The sequence below is a fragment of the Pseudomonas sp. P7548 genome (assembly GCF_013386585.1).
Classification (GTDB): domain Bacteria; phylum Pseudomonadota; class Gammaproteobacteria; order Pseudomonadales; family Pseudomonadaceae; genus Aquipseudomonas.
Map to the genome: position 1 here is coordinate 1 of NZ_JACARO010000209.1, position 368 is coordinate 368.

Genomic DNA, 368 nt, shown 5'->3' on the forward strand with positions numbered 1-368 from the left:
CATCTGGACGACGACACCATCGCCCGTGCCCAGGCCTCCCTGGCGCGCTTCGATTCCGTCGGCCAGCAACGCATGGCGGCCTTGCATGGTGGCAACCGCGACAACCTCGAAGTCAGCCCCAACCTGTGGGCAGGTGTTGGCCTGGTACGCGGTGGTGCCGGCACGGCGCTGGTGGGCGATGGGCCGACCGTTGCGGCGCGGGTCAAGGAATACGCAGCCCTGGGTATCGACACCTTTATCTTCTCCGGTTATCCCCACCTGGAAGAATCGTATCGGGTGGCCGAACTGCTGTTCCCGCACCTGGACATCGAACGTCCCGAGTTGCCGAAAAGCGCCGGTTACGTCAGCCCGTTCGGCGAGATGGTCGC

At 64.9% G+C, this 368-nt stretch carries 1 pseudogene; it reads left to right on the forward strand.

Going from position 1 to position 368, the window contains the following annotated elements:
- Positions 1-368 (forward strand): annotated as a pseudogene (locus HX803_RS32295) (LLM class flavin-dependent oxidoreductase); the annotation flags it as partial.